14 protein-coding genes are annotated in these 17,295 nt (G+C 47.2%); 13 read left to right on the top strand and 1 reads right to left on the bottom strand.

Going from position 1 to position 17,295, the window contains the following annotated elements; all coding sequences use genetic code 11:
- Positions 1–61: 61 nt before the first annotated feature.
- The 9 genes from BWI44_RS14330 (at position 62) to BWI44_RS14290 (ending at position 11,440) form a co-directional block, all read left to right on the top strand.
- Positions 62–1,384 carry an ABC transporter substrate-binding protein gene (locus BWI44_RS14330; protein ID WP_138292116.1) on the top strand — a complete coding sequence of 441 codons (1,323 nt, stop codon included), beginning with the start codon at positions 62–64 and terminating at the stop codon, positions 1,382–1,384.
- 113 nt (positions 1,385–1,497) lie between these two features.
- Complete coding sequence (locus BWI44_RS14325) at positions 1,498–2,262, top strand: glycerophosphodiester phosphodiesterase family protein (protein WP_118216864.1); 765 nt, start codon at positions 1,498–1,500, stop codon at positions 2,260–2,262.
- A 484-nt stretch (positions 2,263–2,746) separates the two neighbouring features.
- Positions 2,747–3,565: a diaminopimelate epimerase gene (gene dapF / locus BWI44_RS14320; RefSeq protein ID WP_286814711.1), complete on the top strand. Its 819-nt coding sequence runs from the start codon at positions 2,747–2,749 to the stop codon at positions 3,563–3,565.
- Between the two features lie 83 nt (positions 3,566–3,648).
- Positions 3,649–4,881 (top strand): LL-diaminopimelate aminotransferase, encoded by a 1,233-nt coding sequence (locus BWI44_RS14315; RefSeq protein ID WP_007662353.1) that lies wholly within the window; start codon positions 3,649–3,651, stop codon positions 4,879–4,881.
- A gap of 88 nt (positions 4,882–4,969) precedes the next feature.
- A complete protein-coding gene (locus BWI44_RS14310) occupies positions 4,970–5,689 on the top strand; it encodes a TorF family putative porin (RefSeq protein ID WP_007662352.1) in 720 nt (239 codons plus the stop codon).
- A 108-nt stretch (positions 5,690–5,797) separates the two neighbouring features.
- On the top strand, positions 5,798–6,154 hold the full coding sequence (locus tag BWI44_RS14305; RefSeq protein WP_021967712.1) for a P-II family nitrogen regulator: 357 nt from the start codon (positions 5,798–5,800) through the stop codon (positions 6,152–6,154).
- A 105-nt stretch (positions 6,155–6,259) separates the two neighbouring features.
- Positions 6,260–7,699, top strand: a complete 1,440-nt coding sequence (locus BWI44_RS14300; protein ID WP_286814708.1) for an ammonium transporter — start codon at positions 6,260–6,262, stop codon at positions 7,697–7,699.
- Between the two features lie 55 nt (positions 7,700–7,754).
- Positions 7,755–9,944, top strand: coding sequence for a glutamine synthetase III family protein (locus BWI44_RS14295; RefSeq protein WP_021967710.1), 2,190 nt, complete (start codon positions 7,755–7,757; stop codon positions 9,942–9,944).
- A gap of 200 nt (positions 9,945–10,144) precedes the next feature.
- Entirely contained in the window at positions 10,145–11,440 is a 1,296-nt protein-coding gene (locus tag BWI44_RS14290) for a S28 family serine protease (RefSeq protein ID WP_195209709.1), read from the top strand.
- A 317-nt stretch (positions 11,441–11,757) separates the two neighbouring features.
- Here BWI44_RS14290 and BWI44_RS14285 read toward each other — a convergent pair whose 3' ends face one another.
- Positions 11,758–12,348, bottom strand: coding sequence for an HdeD family acid-resistance protein (locus BWI44_RS14285; protein WP_007662340.1), 591 nt, complete (start codon positions 12,346–12,348; stop codon positions 11,758–11,760).
- 536 nt (positions 12,349–12,884) lie between these two features.
- On the opposite strand from BWI44_RS14285, the gene trpB reads away from it, so the two are divergent.
- From trpB to trpD, 4 genes are all read left to right on the top strand, one after another.
- Entirely contained in the window at positions 12,885–14,066 is a 1,182-nt protein-coding gene (trpB, locus tag BWI44_RS14280; RefSeq protein WP_195209708.1) for a tryptophan synthase subunit beta, read from the top strand.
- 68 nt (positions 14,067–14,134) lie between these two features.
- Positions 14,135–15,535 (top strand): anthranilate synthase component I family protein, encoded by a 1,401-nt coding sequence (locus tag BWI44_RS14275; protein WP_118296344.1) that lies wholly within the window; start codon positions 14,135–14,137, stop codon positions 15,533–15,535.
- 22 nt (positions 15,536–15,557) lie between these two features.
- A complete protein-coding gene (locus tag BWI44_RS14270) occupies positions 15,558–16,124 on the top strand; it encodes an anthranilate synthase component II (RefSeq protein ID WP_286814705.1) in 567 nt (188 codons plus the stop codon).
- A gap of 159 nt (positions 16,125–16,283) precedes the next feature.
- Entirely contained in the window at positions 16,284–17,279 is a 996-nt protein-coding gene (gene trpD / locus BWI44_RS14265) for an anthranilate phosphoribosyltransferase (RefSeq protein ID WP_007662332.1), read from the top strand.
- The last annotated feature ends 16 nt before the right edge of the window (positions 17,280–17,295 follow it).

Genomic DNA, 17,295 nt, shown 5'->3' with positions numbered 1-17,295 from the left:
AGCGCAGCCACCCTATCACCTTATCACTCTACCACTTTATCACAACTTAATTCCATCAACAATGAAGAAATACATACCCCTCCTTCTCTGCATCCTTCTCCTTGCCTCCTGTACCGGTGCCAGTGAGAAGCGCAGCCGTGTACTGAAAGTATACAACTGGGCAGATTACATCGACGAAGAAGTCCTCGCCCAATTTCCTGCCTGGTACAAAGAGCAGACGGGCGAAGATATCCGCATCATCTACCAGGTATTCGATATCAACGAAATCATGCTCACCAAAATTGAGCGCGGGCAGGAAGATTTCGACCTTGTATGCCCATCGGAATACATCATCGAACGAATGTTGAAGAAAGATCTCCTCCTCCCTATCAACCGCAATTTTGGGAAGACTCCGGATTATATCCCCAACATCTCCCCGTATATTCAGAAAGAGTTGGAGAAGATCAGCCAGCCCGGTCGCCACACCAATGATTACGTCGTTCCCTACATGTGGGGTACCGCCGGAATACTCTATAACAAGAAGTTCAAGACCCTTGAAGAAGTCAGCTCCTGGGGATGCCTTTGGGATGCCGTCAACCGTGGTAAGATTCTGATGAAAGACAGTTACCGCGATGCCTACGGCACTGCCATCATCTATGCCCATGCCCGGCAACTTGCCGACAGCACCATCACCGTAGAGCAACTGATGAACGACAATTCCCCTGAAGCCATTGCCCTTGCAGAGCAATACCTGAAAGATCTGAAACCCAATATTGCCGGGTGGGAAGCCGACTTCGGCAAAGAAATGATGACCAAAAACAAAGCATGGCTCAACCTTACCTGGAGTGGCGACGCCGTCTGGGCCATTGAAGAAGCGGAAGCTGTAGGCGTGGACCTGGACTATGTAGTTCCCCGTGAAGGCAGCAACATCTGGTACGATGGCTGGGCCATCCCCAAGTATGCCCGCAACGTAAAAGCCGCCAGCTACTTCATCAATTATCTTTGCCAGCCGGATATTGCTCTGCGCAATATGGATGCCATCGGCTATGTCAGTGCCGTAGCAACGCCCGAGATTATGGAGGCAAAGATCGACACTACTCTTGAACAATTCTCCGACCTCAGTTATTTCTTCGGTCCCGGTGCAGACAGCGTTCAGATCAACCCGATACAATACCCTGACCGTAAAGTCGTGGAGCGTTGCGCCATGATCCGTGATTTCGGTGACAGCACAGAGCTTGTTCTCGAAATGTGGAGCCGCGTGAAAGGCGATAACCTGAATACAGGTATCGTGCTTCTCATCTTTGCAGTCTTCGGAATACTGTTTGTGTGGATTGTCTGGAAACGGATCAGCATTTATAAGCAGAAGAAACGTCACCACAGGCGCAGACGCCGTATACGCAGGTAATAGGAGGTAAAGGAAATAACACCTTTATCTCCTGATTCGCATTAATAACATAAATGAAACATCACTTTTCAGACATATTTTGTACCTTGCGGCAGAATTATAAATAAGAAACTATGAAACTGAAAAAACTTTTATTTGCCTCCGCTATGTCTCTTGCCGTATGCGGCATCCTGCAAGCCCAAAACACCCAAGTCATTGCCCACCGTGGTTTCTGGAAGACCGACGGTTCTGCCCAGAATAGTATTGCCGCCCTGGTGAAAGCTGACTCCATTCATTGCTACGGCTCCGAGTTCGATGTCTGGCTCACTGCCGACAACAAGCTTATCGTAGACCACGATGGTGTATTCAAAGGTGTCCGCATGGAAACATCCACCGAGAAAGAATGTACCTCTATCACCCTCGACAACGGTGAGAATCTCCCTACCCTTCAGCAATATCTCGATAAGGCCAAAGGATTGAAAACCCGCCTTATCCTGGAACTCAAAGCGCACAAGACTCCCGAACGGGAAACGCTCGCCGTAGAGCAAATTGTGAAAATGATTAAGAAGATGGGACTGGAAGAACGTACCGAATACATCACTTTCTCACGCCATGCGACCAAAGAATTCATTCGCCTGGCTCCTAAAGGTACTCCCGTATATTATCTGGAAGGTGACCTCAATCCGCAAGAACTGAAAGACATGGGTTGTGCCGGTCCTGATTACCACTTCTCTGTCTTCAAAAAACATCCCGAGTGGATCAAAGAATGTCACAACCTTGGCATGAAGGTTAATGCTTGGACAGTAAATGATGCCAAAGATATGGAATGGCTCATCAGCCAGGGGGTGGATTTCATCACCACCAACGAACCAGTATTATTGCAGGAGATATTGAAATAGTTACAAGCTGTACCAATGCCACACTTTAACTTCCCTAATGCCACACCTCGACAATTCAAACGCCACACTTCGATGGCTCAAATGAATGGCATCGCAGAAGCTAAAGTGTGGCATTTGACTTGTTGAGGTGCGGCATTATACAAAAGATCATTTAGTCAGCAAAAAGAAGAAAACAATTTCATTCTGTCATATACAAATCTTTATTTTCACCCCATAAACTCCATTTTTCCACTTAAAACACGTATTTACGCCACTACCTACATAGAATGAATATGCGGAAATAATTCCATAAATAACAATTTATACAAATATGCACCCGCAAACTTTTAATTTGAAACTTGAATACCGTATATTTGCAGCGATTAAAAGAATGAATAAATATAATAGAAATAAGATATGTATTCTGCAAATAATTTAGCAAAACGTCGTACCTTTGCATCGTGATAAAACAAAAAGAAAGATTAATCCACCAACAGAGTGCAAAATGACAAGAGTTATAAAATTCACTAAGATGCACGGAGCAGGCAACGATTACATTTATGTAAACACCCTGAAATATCCCATCGAAAGCCCTGAAAAACTTTCGGTTGAATGGAGCGCCCCGCATACAGGAATTGGAAGCGACGGCCTGGTACTCATCGGTCGTTCGGACAAGGCAGATTTCAGTATGCGCATCTTCAATGCGGATGGTTCCGAAGCCAAAATGTGCGGCAACGCCAGTCGTTGCATCGGCAAATACTTATATGAATATGGCCTGACTTCCCAAACAGCCGTTACTCTCGACACCCTGTCGGGCATCAAAATACTGAAGCTCCATGTAGAAGACGGAAAAGTGAACACCGTAACCGTAGATATGGGACGTCCAGCCGATATGAAAGAACAACCCATTGAAGCCAACGGACAGAAATTCACCGGAACCACCGTATCAATGGGAAATCCTCACCTGGTAATCTTTGTAGAAGATATTAAAGATATCAACCTCGAAAGCATCGGTCCGAAACTGGAAAATCATCCGTTGTTTCCCGACCGCATCAATGTAGAGTTTGCCCAGGTGCTGGAGCATGGGAAAATCAGGATGAGAGTTTGGGAAAGAGGTTCGGGCATCACCCAAGCTTGCGGAACCGGAGCCTGTGCCACCGCAGTAGCTGCCGCACTGACCGGAAAATCCGGAAGAAAAACAGACATCATCATGGATGGAGGCTCACTTACCATCGAATGGGACGAAAAAACGGATCATGTATGGATGACGGGAAGAGCAGTCCGGGTATTCGACGGGGAAGTAATTATAAATGATGAATTATGAATAGCCCCCCAACAGCGCAGCCCATTCATAACTCATAATTTATAATTCATAATTAAATAACGCACTTAAAACAACAAGAAAGTATGGCATTAGTAAACGAACATTTTTTGAAACTACCGGGAAGTTACTTATTTTCAGACATAGCTAAAAAGGTGAATACTTTCAGGATAACGCACCCTAAACAAGAGGTCATCCGCCTGGGTATCGGAGACGTTACCCGGCCACTGCCACCGGCTTGCATCGAGGCGATGCACAGGGCAGTGGATGAGATGACAAATGCCAGTACCTTCCACGGATACGGTCCCGAGCAGGGATATGACTTTTTGATTGAAGCGATCATCAAACATGATTATGCTCCGAGAGGCATTCATTTTAGCCCTACGGAAGTATTCGTAAACGATGGAGCCAAAAGCGATACGGGCAACATAGGCGATATCCTCCGCCACGACAACAGCGTGGGAGTGACAGACCCCATCTACCCGGTATATATAGACAGCAACGTAATGTGTGGCCGTGCCGGAGTATTGGAAGAAGACGGCAAATGGAGCAACGTGACCTACATGCCCTGTACCGCCGAAAACAACTTTGTTCCCGAGATACCGGACAAGCGGATTGACATCGTCTACCTCTGCTACCCGAACAATCCGACGGGAACAACGCTGACCAAGTCGCAACTGAAAAAATGGGTGGACTACGCACTCGCCAACGACACTCTGATTCTGTTCGATGCCGCTTATGAGGCATTTATACAGGAAGAAGACGTTCCCCACTCCATTTACGAAATAAAAGGTGCCAAGAAATGTGCCATAGAGTTCCGCAGCTTCTCGAAGACAGCCGGATTCACCGGAGTCCGTTGCGGATACACCGTAGTTCCGAAAGAGCTGACAGCCGCCACCCTGACCGGTGAACGCATTCCACTGAACCGTCTCTGGAACCGCCGTCAATGTACCAAATTTAATGGTACCAGTTACATCACCCAACGGGCTGCCGAAGCCATCTACACCCCGGCAGGCAAGCAGCAGATAAAGGAAAACATCGACTACTATATGAACAACGCACGAACCATGAAAGAGGGTCTGGAAGCAGCCGGACTGAAAGTGTACGGCGGCGTGAATGCTCCCTACATCTGGCTGAAAGCACCGAATGGCATCGGTTCCTGGCGTTTCTTCGAACAGATGTTATACGAAGCCAATGTAGTAGGAACACCCGGTGTAGGTTTCGGCCCCAGCGGAGAAGGCTACATCCGCCTGACCGCTTTCGGGAATCACGAGGATTGTGTGGAAGCCATGAGGCGAATCAGAAAATGGCTGGCATGAAAATGAAAAAGATAACAACTAAAATAAAACTATAGTTTCACCGGACTGATCATCCGCAATTTGTCTAAACTTAAAAGGTAAAATAGGTATGAAAATGAAAAGCGTAAAATTCCGAATGATAGCCATCGCGCTATTATCAGCAACAATGCCTTTCACGGCAAAGGCACAGGATAAAGTGGAAGCCTCAGTCGGTGCAGATTTTGTAAGCAACTACATCTGGCGTGGAACAGACTGCGGTGGTGTAAGTATTCAGCCCAGCATGGGAGTCAGCTACAAAGGTTTATCACTGGCTGCCTGGGGTTCGGTAGGCATCGACAAGGAAGATGCTAGGGAAATTGACCTCACACTGGGTTACAATACAGGCGGTTTCAACGTATCCGTTACAGATTACTGGTTCTCCTATCACAAAGAGGATGGCGGATATACGGGAGATTACTTCAAGTATGGCGCACATAGCACGATACACATCTTCGAAGCCACTCTGGGATATGATTTTGGTCCGCTGGCACTGAGTTGGAACACTTACTTTGCCGGAGATGATTATACGAAGGAGAACGGTGACAGAGCTTATTCCACGTATGTAGGCATCAGCGCACCTTTTAAACTCGGTGGCCTGGACTGGTCGGCAGAAGTCGGTCTTACCCCATGGGAAGGTGCGTATGCCAACAAGTTTAACGTAACCAACCTCACACTGAAAGCAGAAAAAGAAATCAAATTCACAAATTCTTTTTCGCTGCCCACCTTTGCACAAGTGACGTTCAATCCACACACGCAGGGTGCATACTTCGTATTCGGAGTCAGTTTTTGAGAGAGGATTAAGAATAGGGAACGAGGAGACAAGGATAAAAAACGGGCACACCGAAAGACACTTGTCAACTCGTAAACTGAAAAAGTTAAATCGTAAATTAATTAAGGTATGAAAAAGATTGAAGCAATTATCCGCAAGACAAAATTCGAGGATGTAAAGGACGCATTGCTCGAAGCGGACATCGAATGGTTCTCCTACTACGACGTCCGGGGGATAGGAAAATCCCGTCAGGCACGCATCTACCGCGGTGTAATGTACGACACCAGTTCCATCGAGCGTATCCTGATCTCTATCGTGGTACGCGACAAGAATGCCGAAAAGACCGTGCAGGCCATCATCAAGTCCGCACAAACCGGAGAAATCGGCGACGGACGTATCTTCATCATCCCCATAGAAGACGCTATCCGCATCCGTACCGCCGAACGTGGCGACATCGCCCTCTACAATGCCGAACAGGAGAGATAGTCCAGGCAGCACCAAACCGCAACTGTTAAGAGCATCTTCCAGAGAGCTGTAAGAGCTACTTAACAAAACTAAGAATACAAGTACAACTAAAAGCAAAAAGATTTTATGGATAAATATAGTAAACGCAGCATTGCCAGGCTGTGGATAGCTCTTGCTGTCCTTATGGCGCTCTGCACAACAACAGAAACTTTTGCACAAACTTCCGCAACAACGGATAGTATATCAGCTACAACAACCGCTGTTATAGCTACATTAGAAGAGACTACTGTAGAATCATCAGCCCCTGACACTGTAGGAGAATTAGTAAACGGACTCAACACTGTATGGATGTTACTCGCCGCTATGCTGGTATTTTTCATGCAACCGGGCTTTGCACTGGTAGAAGCCGGTTTCACCCGGGTTAAGAACACTGCCAACATCCTGATGAAGAACTTCGTAGACTTCATGTTCGGTTCCCTACTCTATTGGTTCATCGGTTTCGGACTGATGTTCGGCGTAGGTGGTTTCGTGGGAATGCCCCACTTCTTCAACCTCTCGTTCTATGATGGAGGAGGATTACCAACAGAAGGCTTTCTGGTATTCCAAACTGTATTCTGTGCCACAGCAGCTACTATCGTATCAGGAGCCATGGCCGAACGTACCAAATTCTCCATGTATTTGATTTACACCATCTTCATCAGCGTACTGATCTATCCGATTTCCGGTCACTGGACCTGGGGCGGCGGCTGGTTGATGAACGGCGAAGAAGGTTCGTTCATGATGAATCTGTTCGGAACCACGTTTCACGACTTCGCAGGTTCCACCATTGTTCACTCTGTCGGTGGCTGGATTGCGCTGGTAGGCGCAGCCATCCTTGGCCCGCGCATCGGTAAATACGGTAAAGATGGTAAGTCCAGAGCTATTCCGGGACACAACCTCACCATAGCGGCACTGGGTGTATTCATTTTATGGTTCGGCTGGTTCGGATTTAACCCCGGTTCACAGTTGGCAGCAGCCTCTACGGACGATGCAATGGCTATCTCACACGTCTTCCTCACCACGAATCTTGCAGCTTGTGCCGGAGGCTTCTTCGCACTGGCGGTCAGTTGGTTAAAATTCAGCAAACCATCTTTATCCCTGACTCTGAATGGCGTCCTGGCAGGTTTGGTAGGTATCACGGCGGGCTGTGATGTGGTTTCTCCGCTGGGTGCTGTCATCATCGGTACAATCTGTGGTATCCTGATGATATTCTCGGTAGAGTTCATCGATAAAGTGCTGAAGATTGACGATCCCGTTGGCGCAAGTTCCGTACACGGGGTCTGCGGTTTCACAGGTACCATTCTCACTGGTTTCTTGTCTACCAGCGAAGGACTCTTTTACGGTGCAGGCTGGGGATTCCTCGGAGCACAAGTATTCGGCGCCCTCGTAGTAGGTGTATGGGCAGCCGGCATGGGATTCCTCATCTTCAAAGGACTTGATAAGATACACGGTCTCCGCGTTTCCAAACGTGTTGAAGAAGAAGGGCTCGACATCTACGAGCATGGTGAATCAGCTTATAACGGATAAGAAAAAAGTTTTTTTACTCTAACAAATAGTTTTTATAAACCAACAATTACAAGGTATGTCTAAATTGAGATTCAGAGTAGTAGAAACGGCGTTTAAAAAGAAACCCGTTGCAGTGGCAGCCCCTGCGGAACGTCCGTCGGAATATTATGCCAAGTATGTGTTCAACAAGGAAAAGATGTTCAGGTATCTGCCGAGTAAGGTATATGCCAAACTGATTGACGTGATCGACAATGGTGCTCCGCTGGATCGCAGCATTGCTGATGAAGTGGCAGCCGGTATGAAGAAATGGGCACTCGAAATGGGTGTTACCCACTATACCCACTGGTTCCACCCGTTGACTGAAGGTACAGCCGAGAAGCATGACGCTTTCATCGAGCATGACGGCAAAGGCGGTGTAATGGAAGAATTCACAGGCAAACTGCTCGTTCAGCAGGAACCGGATGCATCCAGCTTCCCTAACGGTGGCATCCGCAATACGTTCGAGGCACGCGGTTACAGTGCATGGGATCCCTCTTCCCCGGCTTTCATCGTCGATGATACGCTCTGCATCCCGACCATTTTCATTGCATACACCGGTGAGTCACTGGACTACAAAGCTCCGTTGTTGAAAGCCCTGCGTGCCGTAGACAAAGCTGCCGTAGACGTATGCCGTTACTTCAATCCGGAAGTGAAGAAGGTAGTTGCCTACCTGGGTTGGGAACAGGAATATTTCCTGATCGACGAAGGTCTGTATGCCGCCCGTCCTGACCTGCTGATGACAGGCCGCACGCTGATGGGACACGACAGTGCCAAGAATCAACAGTTGGAAGACCATTATTTCGGTGCCATCCCTACCCGCGTGGCAGCTTTCATGAAGGAATTGGAAATTGAAGCATTGAAGCTCGGTATCCCCGTCAAAACGCGTCATAATGAGGTAGCCCCTAACCAGTTCGAACTGGCTCCCATCTTCGAAGAATGTAACCTGGCTGTAGACCATAACATGCTCATCATGGCACTGATGCGTAAAGTAGCCCGTAACCACGGCTTCCGAGTACTGCTGCACGAAAAGCCTTTCAAGGGTGTCAACGGTAGTGGTAAGCACAACAACTGGTCGTTGGGTACGGATACAGGCATCGGACTGATGGGACCGGGTAAACTACCCGAAGAGAACCTGCGTTTCATCACTTTCGTAGTGAACACCCTGATGGCAGTCTACAAGCACAATGGATTGTTGAAGGCCGCTATTTCCAGCGCCACCAACGCACACCGTCTGGGTGCCAACGAAGCGCCTCCCGCAATCATTTCCAGCTTCCTAGGCAAACAGTTGTCACAGGTATTGGAACACATTGAAGAGAGTACAAAGGATGATCTCGTAAGCCTTAGCGGCAAGCAAGGCATGAAACTGGATATTCCGCAGATTCCGGAATTGTTGATTGACAATACCGACCGTAACCGCACCAGTCCGTTCGCCTTCACCGGAAACCGTTTTGAGTTCCGCGCCGTAGGTTCGGAAGCAAACTGTGCCTGCGCCATGATTGCCCTGAACGCCGCCGTAGCCGAGCAACTAGTAGAATTCAAAAAAGATGTAGACGAGCTCATCGAAAGGGGTGAACCGAAGATTTCGGCTATCCTTGAGGTTATCCGCAAATACATCAAGATTTGTAAGCCCATCCATTTTGATGGCAACGGCTACAGCGATGAATGGAAAGAAGAGGCCCAGAAACGCGGTCTAGATTGCGAAACCAGTGTGCCTCTCATCTTCGACAGCTATCTGAAGCCAGAAAGTATCCGCATGTTCGAAAATACCGGTGTACTGACTCAGAAAGAACTGGAAGCCCGCAACGAAGTGAAATGGGAAACTTACACTAAGAAAATCCAAATTGAAGCTCGTGTATTAGGTGATTTGGCCATGAACCATATCATCCCGGTAGCCACGCAGTATCAAACGGATCTCATTGATAACGTTTACAAGATGAAGGACTTGTTCCCCGGCGACAAAGCTGCAAAACTGTCTGCCAAGAACCTGGAACTCATCGAAGAGATTGCCGACCGCACCGCCTTCATCAAAGAGCATGTAGATGCCATGATCGAAGCCCGCAAAGTGGCCAACAAGATCGAAAGTGAACGCGAGAAAGCCATTGCCTACCACGACACCATCGTACCGGCAATGGAGGAGATCCGTTATCATATCGACAAGCTGGAACTGATTGTCGACAACCAGATGTGGACGCTGCCAAAATACAGGGAACTCTTGTTTATAAGATAAGTTTTGAGATTATGATTTATAAATCATTCTATTTCTTTTGTTGGTTGTTTTAAGTTTGCAGGGGGAGAGGTGCCGGGAGGTAGTTCTCTCTCTTTTTTTTGAAAACTAAAATATCATCGTAATTTATTTTCCAGCATATCACTTTTTCGTACCTTTGTCAATATTTACAAAACCAGATGATAAATTAAAAACAATTCATTATGAAGCACATGCACATTCGCTATGCAGCACTCTTGCTGTTTGCTTTGCTGTCAGCATCAGTCTCTTCTTTCGCACAGACCGTTCTGGAGCAAAAAATCAGCGCGATTTCCGCCATTAAAGAAATCCGCCCACTGGAAACTTCTGAGTTTTCAGAAAAATACGTAACCTATTTTACCCAGCCGCTGGATCACCGCCATCCGGAGAAAGGCAGCTTTCGCCAACGCGTTATCGTTTCTCATGTCGGCTTCGATCGCCCCACAGTGATCGTTACCGAAGGCTATGGCGCCGCTTACGCACTCCGTTCCCAATATCGTGAAGAGCTTTCAAAACTTCTCAATGCCAATATGATATTCGTGGAATACCGATACTTCCTTGAGTCTACCCCTGAACCCAAAGACTGGCAATATCTGACAGCCGAGAACTCTGCAGACGACTTACATGCCATCACCACCGCATTCAAAAACATCTATCCGGGCAAATGGATCGCCACCGGCATCAGCAAAGGAGGACAGACTACCCTTCTTTACCGCACTTTCTATCCGGATGATGTAGATATTTCCGTTCCTTACGTAGCTCCGCTTTGTTATGGAGTAGAAGATGGACGCCATGAGCCTTTCCTGCATAAAGTTTCAACACCGGAAAACCGCAAGATAATTGAAGATTTCCAATTGGAAGCATTGAAACGGAAAGCAACTTTACTTCCCCGTTTTGAAAAGTATTGTACTGAAAAAAATTATTCATTCCGTGCACCGATTGAAGAAATTTACGATTACTCGGTATTGGAATATTCTTTCGCTTTGTGGCAGTGGGGTACTCCTATCAGCTCCATACCCGCTACTACAGCCTCTGATGATGAAATTTTCTCTCATCTGCTTGCCATCAGCGAACCGGGATATTTCACCGCCGACAGCCCCAATGCTTCTTTCTTCGTACAAGCTGCCCGTGAATTGGGATACTATGGTTATGACGTCCAACCGTTCAAGCAGTATCTCTCCATCCAGTCCAGTGAAGGCTATCTGCACCGTCTGATGCTTCCCGAAGAGTTGAAAGATATGCCTTTCGACAAAACTTTAAGTAAGAAAATAACAAAGTTTCTAAAGAAACAGGACCCGAAGATGATCTTCATTTACGGTCAGAACGACCCATGGATAGCCGCAGGCGTCACCTGGCTGAAGAACAAGAAGAATATTCATGTATTTATCCAACCGAATGGCAGCCATCTGGCACGTATCAGCACATTGCCCGAAAAAGAAAAGAAAGAGGTGATAGAACTGATAAAACAATGGCTAAAATAAATGATAATTTAACGGTGGGAATAGCTGAGACCAAGACAGGCTGAAAGCCTGATATTACATAGCGTAGGGCAACGCCCTAAGTGATTATGTATATCTCTATTTAAGCCCTGAAAGGGCGCAATTAAGCATCAATCTTTATATCGCCCTTTCAGGGCTCAGAAAAAGGGATGCACATTACGTAGGGCGATGCCCTACGCTATATAATGCAAGCCTTTCAGGCTTAAAATTCAGCCCGATAAATTATCATTTCACCGCGTAGCCTAACACTGCGTAGCCCCTTGTCCCCTTGTCAACTCATTCCCTTGTCAACTAAATTTTCATTTATCTTCCAATATTTCCGCGTCCTCAATATTGTCTACAGCCTTTGAAGAAGCTCCCGGCGTACCCGGTGCCTTCGGTCGTTTGCGAGTAAATGTGAACCAATTGATCAATTCGGAAACTGCATACACTATGCTGGTGATACCAATAATGATAAACGCCGTGGAACGTACTCCCGTCGGATTGAACAACGCAATCAGTCCTGCAATCAGAATAAGGACCGGAATGATATAAAACCCCACACGAACCGGCATCCAGCGACGGGCTGCGGAAAGCGATGCAATCTGCTGCACACCACCCAACACAAGAATGAATCCTAATACAAATGTCAGCAAATCTGCAAAGAAACCGGGCATAATAATCAGCCACAGACCAAACAGCAGGCTGCCGATCCCTTCAATAGGAAGGCGCTGCCTTTCCTCCGCAGTCATTGCAAAATACCCGATAATACTTAAGAGCGATGGTATCAGAAACACAACGCCAATGGTTATAACCAAGTAATCACCTGCCTCATTGGGAAACATCACCAATATCAGCCCGATTACCAGCGCACATATCGTACGCAAAAATGAGTTACTTATTCCTTTCATAAGCTTATGATTTTTTGCGAAGATACATTTTTATCCGCACAACCCCACAAGAAAGTCACGAAAAATCAATTAACGGTCAGCCAAGCGTTCATATCTTCGGCCACCAACAGCCAATAAAGTAACAAGAGAATAGCAATCGATACGCCAATGGCAACTAAATGTTTCCGTTTCATAGTTCATCCTTTCTTTTTTATTGTGAATAATAGTTGTTCTAAATACTCTTATAGAACAACTTTATAAGAAAAATGTTCTTTGAAAGAAAAAAAGCAAGAAATTCTTTGGTAATTAAAACAAAGTGCTTACATTTGCCCCCAGCTAAAACAAAAAGACAATGAAAACAATGCTCATAAATACATATTGGTGGTGGCGCCCGTTACAACTCCGACAGTCGTAAGGGAGCAGTGCTCGTATGTATATATGTGAACATAATATAGATTAAGAAAGAGCCCTGTCGCAACCTGCGACAGGGCTCTTTTCTTTTATCCGGTTTTGAGATAAACAGTAAATCGTAAACAATTAAATAAAAAAATAGGATTATGAGTTTTTTAGTAAATCAAGATGGTTATTACGGAGAATTCGGTGGAGCATATATTCCCGAAATACTCCACAAGTGTGTGGAAGAGTTGCAGAACACCTATCTCAACGTACTGCAAAGCGAAGATTTCAAGCAAGAGTTCGACCAACTGCTGCGTGACTACGTAGGACGTCCTTCCCCACTCTACTATGCCCGCCGGCTTTCCGAAAAATATGGCTGCAAGCTCTACCTCAAGCGTGAAGACCTGAACCACACAGGAGCTCACAAGATTAACAACACCATCGGGCAGATTCTTCTGGCACGCCGCATGGGCAAGCATCGCATCATCGCCGAAACCGGTGCCGGGCAACATGGCGTAGCTACTGCCACCGTATGTGCCCTGATGAACATGGAATGCATCGTCTACATGGGAAAAACGGATGTAGAACGCCAGCATGTCAATGTGGAAAAAATGAAGATGCTGGGTGCAACCGTCATCCCCGTCACTTCCGGAAATATGACGCTGAAAGATGCTACCAACGAGGCAATCCGCGACTGGTGTTGTCATCCTGCCGATACCTACTACATCATCGGTTCCACAGTCGGTCCTCATCCTTATCCCGACATGGTGGCACGCCTGCAATCCGTCATCAGCGAGGAAATCAAAAAGCAACTCATTGAGAAAGAAGGCCGTGACTGCCCCGACTATCTTATCGCTTGTGTAGGTGGTGGTAGCAATGCCGCCGGAACTATTTACCATTATATCGACGATAGCCGCGTGCAGATCGTCCTCGCCGAAGCCGGTGGTAAAGGAATAGATACGGGTATGACTGCCGCTACCATCGCCCTCGGACAGATGGGAATCATTCACGGTGCACGCACTTACGTCATCCAGAACGAAGACGGCCAGATTGAAGAGCCCTACTCTATCTCTGCCGGACTGGATTATCCGGGTATCGGCCCCATGCATGCCAATCTGGCTGCACAAAAACGCGCCATCGTACTTGCTGTTAATGATGATGAAGCCATCCGCGCCGCCTACGAGCTGACGAAACTGGAAGGTATCATCCCTGCCCTGGAAAGTGCCCACGCCCTCGGTGCCCTCGAAAAGCTGAACTTCAAACCCGATGATGTTGTTGTACTGACCGTTTCGGGACGTGGAGACAAGGATATAGAAACTTATTTAACGTTTAGTGTTGAGTGATTAGTGATTAACACTAAGATCATCGGTACCACTAATCACTAATCATTAAAAACTAATCACTAAAGAAAATGAATACATATAATTATCAAACACATAGTCGTACTATTCTTGGAGACTTGCACACGCCTGTAAGTACTTATCTTAAAGTCCGTGATGTCTTTCCCCAAAGTGCACTCATGGAAAGCTCTGACTATCACGGCAGTGAAAACAACCGTTCATTCATCGGACTCTGTCCATTGGCAAGCGTCAGCATCGACCATGGAACAGCCATCTTCCGCCTGCCCGACGGCACTCGCGAAGAACGCCCCATCACACCGGAATATCCTGTAGAAAAAGCTTTAGAGGATTTCCTCGGCCGCTTCCATGTGGAAGGTGAATATGCCAATTACTGCGGTCTTTATGGCTACACCTCTTTCAATGCCGTACGCTATTTTGAAAATATTCCCGTAAAAGATAGCCGCGAAGCCACCAACGACGCACCGGATATGCTCTACATCTTGTATCAATACCTCATTGTCTTCAACGACTTTAAGAACGAAATGGTACTTCTTGAAATGCTTGCCCCCGGTGAAGAAAGTGAACTGGATACGGTGCAGAAAGCCATCAATAACCGCAATTACACCGCCTACGATTTCCGTGCCGTTGGTGAAACCACTTCCCCACTGACCGACGAACAGCATAAAGTAAATATCCGTCAGGGAATTGCCCACTGCCTGCGTGGGGATGTTTTCCAGATTGTTCTCTCCCGCCGTTTCGAACAACGTTTCGTAGGCGATGATTTCAAACTTTACCGTGCCTTGCGCAGCATCAACCCCTCTCCCTATCTGTTCTATTTCGATTTCGGAGGTTTCCGCATCTTCGGTTCATCACCCGAGACGCACTGCCGCATCGAAGGCCGCCACGCCTACATCGACCCCATCGCCGGTACTACCAAGCGCACCGGAGATCCCGAACAGGATGCGCTGAACGCCCAATACCTGCATGATGATCCCAAAGAGAATGCAGAGCATGTCATGCTGGTCGATCTCGCCCGTAACGATCTTTCCCGCAACTGCCACGATGTAAAAGTGGATTTCTACAAGGAAATGCAGTATTACAGTCATGTTATCCACCTGGTAAGCCGCGTCAGCGGTACGCTGAACGAAGATGCCCGCCCCATCAAAGCATTCATCGACACCTTCCCGGCAGGCACTCTAAGCGGTGCCCCCAAGGTACGCGCCATGCAACTCATCAGCGAACTGGAACCGCACAATCGCGGCGCTTACGGCGGTTGCATCGGCTTCATCGGACTGAACGGCTCACTGAACCAGGCCATTACCATCCGTACTTTCGTCAGTCGCAACGGTGTACTTTGGTTTCAGGCAGGCGGCGGCATCGTAGCCAAGAGCAATGAAGAATACGAGTTGCAAGAGGTGAACAACAAACTGGGAGCACTGAAAAAGGCAATCGTAATGGCGGAGAAAATGTAAATTGTAAATTGTAAATGAAATTATGAAAACAGTAATCATAGACAACTACGACTCTTTCACCTACAACCTTGCCCATCTGGTAAAAGAACTCGGCACAGAAGTAGATGTACTGCGCAATGATAAATTTGAGCTTGAGGAATTGGAGAAATATGATAAGATCATCCTTTCACCCGGTCCCGGCATCCCCGAGGAGGCAGGCTTACTATTAGAGGTCATCCGCACTTATGCAGGACGAAAACCCATACTTGGCGTCTGCCTGGGTGAACAGGCCATCGGACAAGCATTCGGCGGGAAGCTCACCAATCTGAGTGAAGTCTTTCACGGCATACAAACGGATGTGAAAATAAAGAATAAAGATTACATTTTCTCCGGTCTTCCTACTGAAATTCCAGTCGGTCGTTATCACTCCTGGGTAGTGGATACGGAAGAATTTCCCGAAGAATTGGTTATCACCGCCATCAGCTCCGAAGGTCAAATCATGGCACTGAAACACCGGGAATACGATGTTCACGGCATCCAATTTCACCCGGAATCGGTACTGACTCCCGATGGAAAACAGATTGTAGGCAACTGGCTGAAAGGCGTCTGAAATGCCACATCTCATGAGGCTAAATGCCACACTTCACAGGTCGGAATGCCACACCTCATGATCGTTAACATGTGGCATTCCGAACGTTGAAATGAGGCATTCCGAACATAACAGAATTTTCAATCGTAAATTGTAAATCGTCTAATCGTAGATAAGAAAATGAAAGATATATTAACCCGTCTCTTCAACCACGAAGAGCTTACTTCGGAAGAAACCAAGCAAATTCTCCTGAACATCACCCGGGAAGCTTACCCCGAAGCACAGATTTCCGCATTACTCACTGTATTTCAAATGCGTAGCATCACAGTGGATGAACTAATCGGCTTTCGCGAAGCCCTTATGGAGACTCGAGTACCTATCGACTTCGCGCCTTATCGGCCTATCGATATCGTAGGTACGGGAGGTGATGGAAAGAACACGTTCAACATTTCCACTTGTGCCTGTTTTGTGGTGGCCGGAGCCGGTTACAAAGTTGCCAAACACGGCAATTATGGTGCCACTTCCGTCAGTGGGGCAAGCAATGTCATGGAGCAACACGGCATCCGTTTCACCAATGATCCCGACAAGTTGAAACGCAGCATGGACGAGTGTAACATCGCCTACCTGCACGCCCAACTTTTCAATCCGGCAATGAAGTTCGTCGGTCCTGTGCGCAAGGCATTGGGAGTACGTACACTGTTCAACCTTCTTGGCCCGCTTGTCAATCCTTGCAAGCCTACTTACCAGTTGCTCGGTGTGGCCGATCTTGCACAGATGCGACTCTACACAAATGTTTTTTACAAACTCGGCATCGACTTTGCGGTAGTCAACAGTCTCGATAGCTACGACGAAATTTCCCTCACGGACGAATTCAAAGTTATGACGCGCAATTACGAACGGATTTACCGTCCGCAAGCGCTGGGTTTCAATGCCGCACAACCCGAAGAGCTCTTCGGCGGAGCCTGCAAAGAGGATGCCGCCCGCATCTTTGATAACATCCTTAATAACCGTGCCACACGTGCCCAAACGCAATGTGTCATTGTCAACGCCGCCTTTGCCATCCAGGTGATGGAACCTGAAAAGGAAATCGAAGAATGCATTGCCATCGCTCGCCAATCGCTGGAAAGTGGACGGGCGCTGGAGACGTTGAAGAAGTTTATAGAAATCAATCAGTAAGAATCCATAAATTCCA

The organism is Bacteroides sp. Phil13, from assembly GCF_001940965.1.
In the GTDB taxonomy this organism is placed as follows: domain Bacteria; phylum Bacteroidota; class Bacteroidia; order Bacteroidales; family Bacteroidaceae; genus Bacteroides; species Bacteroides intestinalis.
The sequence above is the reverse complement of the archived record's forward strand: the minus strand, read 5'-3'. Positions and strand labels throughout refer to the sequence as shown.

Excerpts from the sequence above, each read along its gene's own strand:
- BWI44_RS14270 (WP_286814705.1), top strand. The coding sequence starts at position 15,558 with ATGAAAACAGTAATCATAGACAACTACGACTCTTTCACCTACAACCTT.
- BWI44_RS14305 (WP_021967712.1), top strand. The coding sequence starts at position 5,798 with ATGAAAAAGATTGAAGCAATTATCCGCAAGACAAAATTCGAGGATGTA.
- BWI44_RS14330 (WP_138292116.1), top strand. The coding sequence starts at position 62 with ATGAAGAAATACATACCCCTCCTTCTCTGCATCCTTCTCCTTGCCTCC.
- BWI44_RS14325 (WP_118216864.1), top strand. The coding sequence starts at position 1,498 with ATGAAACTGAAAAAACTTTTATTTGCCTCCGCTATGTCTCTTGCCGTA.
- trpD (WP_007662332.1), top strand. The coding sequence starts at position 16,284 with ATGAAAGATATATTAACCCGTCTCTTCAACCACGAAGAGCTTACTTCG.
- BWI44_RS14310 (WP_007662352.1), top strand. The coding sequence starts at position 4,970 with ATGAAAATGAAAAGCGTAAAATTCCGAATGATAGCCATCGCGCTATTA.
- BWI44_RS14275 (WP_118296344.1), top strand. The coding sequence starts at position 14,135 with ATGAATACATATAATTATCAAACACATAGTCGTACTATTCTTGGAGAC.
- BWI44_RS14315 (WP_007662353.1), top strand. The coding sequence starts at position 3,649 with ATGGCATTAGTAAACGAACATTTTTTGAAACTACCGGGAAGTTACTTA.
- dapF (WP_286814711.1), top strand. The coding sequence starts at position 2,747 with ATGACAAGAGTTATAAAATTCACTAAGATGCACGGAGCAGGCAACGAT.
- BWI44_RS14290 (WP_195209709.1), top strand. The coding sequence starts at position 10,145 with ATGAAGCACATGCACATTCGCTATGCAGCACTCTTGCTGTTTGCTTTG.
- BWI44_RS14295 (WP_021967710.1), top strand. The coding sequence starts at position 7,755 with ATGTCTAAATTGAGATTCAGAGTAGTAGAAACGGCGTTTAAAAAGAAA.
- trpB (WP_195209708.1), top strand. The coding sequence starts at position 12,885 with ATGAGTTTTTTAGTAAATCAAGATGGTTATTACGGAGAATTCGGTGGA.
- BWI44_RS14285 (WP_007662340.1), bottom strand. The coding sequence starts at position 12,348 with ATGAAAGGAATAAGTAACTCATTTTTGCGTACGATATGTGCGCTGGTA.
- BWI44_RS14300 (WP_286814708.1), top strand. The coding sequence starts at position 6,260 with ATGGATAAATATAGTAAACGCAGCATTGCCAGGCTGTGGATAGCTCTT.